This is a genomic window from Spongiactinospora gelatinilytica (genome assembly GCF_003236385.1).
GTDB lineage: Bacteria > Actinomycetota > Actinomycetes > Streptosporangiales > Streptosporangiaceae > Spongiactinospora > Spongiactinospora gelatinilytica.
In genome coordinates this window covers 1-3834 of record NZ_POUA01000536.1, presented here as the reverse complement: position 1 = coordinate 3834, position 3834 = coordinate 1, and the positions used below count along the sequence as shown (strand labels likewise).

General features: G+C 70.4%; 3 protein-coding genes. All 3 read right to left on the bottom strand.

What is annotated here, in order from left to right; genetic code table 11:
* The coding region (locus tag C1I98_RS36445) for a DUF8128 domain-containing protein (RefSeq protein ID WP_497846154.1) at positions 1-883 on the bottom strand (883 nt) is incomplete at its 3' end.
* Positions 880-2589: a VirB4 family type IV secretion system protein gene (locus C1I98_RS36440; protein ID WP_111171835.1), complete on the bottom strand. Its 1710-nt coding sequence runs from the start codon at positions 2587-2589 to the stop codon at positions 880-882. The genes C1I98_RS36440 and C1I98_RS36445, both read right to left, overlap by 4 nt.
* A complete protein-coding gene (locus C1I98_RS36435) occupies positions 2586-3515 on the bottom strand; it encodes a PrgI family mobile element protein (RefSeq protein ID WP_158558338.1) in 930 nt (309 codons plus the stop codon). The genes C1I98_RS36440 and C1I98_RS36435 overlap by 4 nt, the downstream gene beginning before the upstream one ends.
* Positions 3516-3834 lie beyond the last annotated feature (319 nt).

The window sequence follows — 3834 nt, the reverse complement described above, 5'->3', positions numbered from 1 at the left end:
GGTCGTAGGGCAGGTGGGCGATGGCGGCGAGTTCGCTGACGCTCAGGAGGTAGCCGGTGGTCATGCGGCGGCTGACCGTGTAGCTGCGTCGACGGCGTAGGTACTGGTGGCCGGAGGCGTACAGGGCGAATGTTGCGGCGATCTCGTGGGCGCGTCCGCGCGTGCGGCCTCGGGCGTCTTCTCGGTCGCTGGTGACGGCGTAGGAGATCCGTACGGCGAAGCGCGGCTGGTTGGCTTTGGCGAGGATGGCGCGGATCTCCTCGGCGCGTTCGGGGAACATCCGGGCCAGTTCGGTCGGCCGGGTACGGTTCAGGCTTCCTGGCGTGATCAGGTCGAACAGGTCCCCGCGGAGGGTGCTGGATGTGCCGTTGCGGAGTGCTGAGGCGGCGCGGTGGGCGGCGGACAGGCGGCGTCCGGTGATCGGGCGGGCGGTGATCTGGACGGCGGCGTGTTCGCCTGGGCGCAGCCCTGACAGTGCGCCGAGCAGGGCGCGTAGCGGGTCGCCGCTGTGCGTGGTGGTGAGCGGGTAGTGGTCCGGGCGGGCCAGGACCATGCGTCCGCGTGATGTGGTGGCCGCGCGTGGTACGGGCGGTACGGCGGGGCGGGTGGTCACGGTCGCGCCGGGCCACGCCGACCGGATGGCCTTCTCGACCAGTCCGGGAGGGACGGGGCCCGGTACCCAGACCTGGACGCGGACGCCGGAGCTGTCGGCGACATACTCCCAGGACAGATGCGGCTGGCCGTACAGGGCGCGCTTCCAGCGTGGGGCGAGCAGGCCCATGATCTGGGACCACCAGGCGACGGCGCTGCCGAGCTCGACGTGCGGGGGGACCGCGATCTCGACCAGGCGGGCGTTGCGCCGCCGCCAGATGAGCAGGTTCATGGGAGCTCGGCTGGGTCGGTGGTGGCGAGCGCGTGCTCGGACGCGTCTGCGACGGCGTAGAAGGCGGCGCGGTCTCCGGTACCACCGCATACCAGGCCCTCGCCTTGGCCGGCTGAGAGCAGGAAGAGACGTTCGCCTTCGGTGAGGTTGAAGGCTTCGGCGATCTCGTCGATGGCCTGTGGGGCTTGGCGGAGCAGGATCTGGGTGGCGGCGTTGGCGACAACGGCTTTGCCAAGGTCGGAGCCGAGGAGGTCGGCGGCGTCCTGGGTGACGACGGCGAGTCCGGCCCAGTGTTTGCGGGCGGATTTCGCGAGGCGGTAGAGGAATCTGGCTCCTTCGTTCTCGCGCATGAGCGTCCATGCCTCGTCCACGACGACGAGGCGGCGGCGCCGGCCGGCGGGGTTGGACACGCGGCGCCAGTTCGTGTCCAGCGCGAGCAGCATGCCGACCGGGCGGGTCTCCTCGGGCAGGTCGCGTAGGGAGAACACGATCAGGTGGCCGTCCGGGCGGGTGGTGGTCGGGCCGGAGAACAGGCTGCGGTAGGAGCCGGAGACGTACGGGGCGAGCCGTGTGGCCAGTTGCGACGCCTCGGGAGTGTCGGTGGCCTCCAGCATGGTGGCCAAGTCGGCGAGCAGCGGCGCGGGACGTTTCCAGGTGCGCTGGTCGGAAGTGATGCCGGCTGCCGCATAGGTGGCGATCACGGCCTTGTCGAGGACGGCTTTTGTTGTGGCGGCGAGCGGTTCGCCGAGCATGGTCGCGACGAGGGTTTGCAGGAACATCGCGCGGCGGTCGAGGGCGTCGTCTTCAGCGTCCTCGGGCAGGTCGAAGGGGTTGAAGCACACGCCGGGCGTGCCGAGACCGAGGAGGGTTCCGCCGACGGCGTTGGCCAGGCGGCGGTACTCGTCTTCGGGATCGACGACGCACACCTGGACCTGGTGGAAGAGGAGCCGTAGAACTTCGAGTTTGGTGAGGTAGGACTTGCCTGCTCCGGATCGGGCGATGGTCACGGAGTTGTGGTTGTCGTGGGCGAAGCGGTCCCACAGCACGATGCCGGAGGAGTAGGCGTTCAGGCCGAGAAGTACCGGTGTGTCGCCGAGCCTGGGTCGCAGATCGGGCGATGCGAAGGGGAAGGCGGCGGCGAGTGCGGAGGTGTCGAAGGTCCGGCGGGTTTTGAGTGTGTCGGTGGCGAGGGGGAGGGTTGCTGTCCAGCCTTGGAGGGCGCGGAAGGTCGTCGGCTGGGCGTCGAGCAGCAGGGAGGCGGCGAGTGTTTTGACGTGCTGGACTTCGGCTTCGAGTTGGTCGGCGTCGGTGGCGTGGACGGTGAGGTAGAGGCCGACGCGGAAGAGGCGGCCATGGCCTCGGGCGAGGGAGGCGGCGAGCTCTGCGGCATCGTCGGCGGCTGCTTCGGTGGCGAAGTCGGCTGAGCGGCTGGCTGTGGCGGGCGAGTCCAAGCGGGCGAGTTGGCGGCGAAGGCGTTGGGCCGCGATCAGCGGGGGGACGGGCTCGATGTGCAGGGACACGTCGAGATGTCCGGGGTAGCCGGTCAGTGGTTCCAGCCAGCCTGCGCCGACCTCGCGCGGGTATCCGGCGATGGCGAACGAGGCGCATGTCCCGTCGGGGAACTCCACCGAGCGTGCATTGATCTTGAGCGACGAAGGGCCGGGCAGAGTGCTGGCGGTGTTGTCGGCGCGTCGGGTGAACTTCATGAGGCGTCTTCTCCACAGGTGATCAGCTCATCAGGGCGGGCGGTTCCGGCTTGGCTTGGTGAAAGGGAACGCACCAGCAGGTCGCGGGCCTCGTCGGCGTTCATGACCTCGGCGTGGACGCCGAGGGCGCACAGGGAGCGGGCGGTTTCATCTGCGCGGCGAGCCGTGATCGCCGCCGAGCTGTCGCGGCGGGCTGTGTCGTGGTGACGGACGACGACGAGGACATCGCGGGTCAGTAGGTCACGGGTGGTGGCCAGGTCGGTGAGGAACGCGGCGTGCTGGCGTGCCGCCTGTTCCAGTGCCGGATCGGGGAGGTGGGCGGCGGTGGCGGTGATCCGTCCGGCGTGGTGGGACAGGTTGACAGGGCGAGCTTGGAGCAGGATCTGCACGGGTGCGTCCAGGGAGTTCAGCCATCCGGCGAAGACGCCGACCAGTGCCGTCTGCTCCTCGGCGGTTCGCAGGCCGAAGGGCACGGTTCCGGCGCGGACGACTGCGGCGGTGCCGCCTTCGGCCAGTTCCATGACGCCGTCTTCGCGGATCGCCCGGACGGGGAGCCGTAGTGCCCCCGGCAGGCGGCCTTTGGCTCGGCACCAGGCCGGCGGTTCGGGGACTCCTTCCTCGGCCGTGATGAGCTTGCGGTTGCTTCGCACGTGAGCGAGGGCGTGAAGGCAGAGGCGGTCGAGGCCGAGTCCGTCGCGCTGGCCGAGTGCCAGGGCGGATCCGGCGGCGATCAGCGGCACGAGGATGGCGGCGAGTACCGGGACGGGCAGTCGGTGACCGGCCATGAGGTACACCCAGGCGGCCAGGATTCCGGTTCCGGCGAAGATCGCGGCCTGCCGGACGGTGAGGTTCGCGATCACCTTGTCGGGCATTTCCACGTCGGCCGGGATTCTCGCGACCAGGCGTTCCTTACTTGCGTGGCGCACGGCGTTCTGCCTTTCTACGCGGGCGGGGCGCTTGGAGCCGTACCGTGACCGACGGCGGACCGCTCGTCGGGCGACGCGGCGCGGATGGGCGCGGGACCGGCTGGGTTGGGCGGCGCACCGGCGGCCGGGTGGGATGCCCTGGCTGGTCGCCATGGGGCGGTTGATCGGGACGCCTCACACGGGTGTTTCCGTCGCGGTCGTCGCGTGGGGTGGCCGTCTTGGACGGGGTTCCGGATGGATGGCGGGGGCGGCGTGGTACTCCGGCGTGCGGGCCGCCCGCGTTCGGCCCCGGCCCACTGCTTGGTGAGCCGCCGGGAGG

Bases quoted from the DNA above. Each gene is read 5' to 3' on its own strand.
- C1I98_RS36440 (WP_111171835.1), bottom strand. From the start codon at position 2,589: ATGAAGTTCACCCGACGCGCCGACAACACCGCCAGCACTCTGCCCGGC.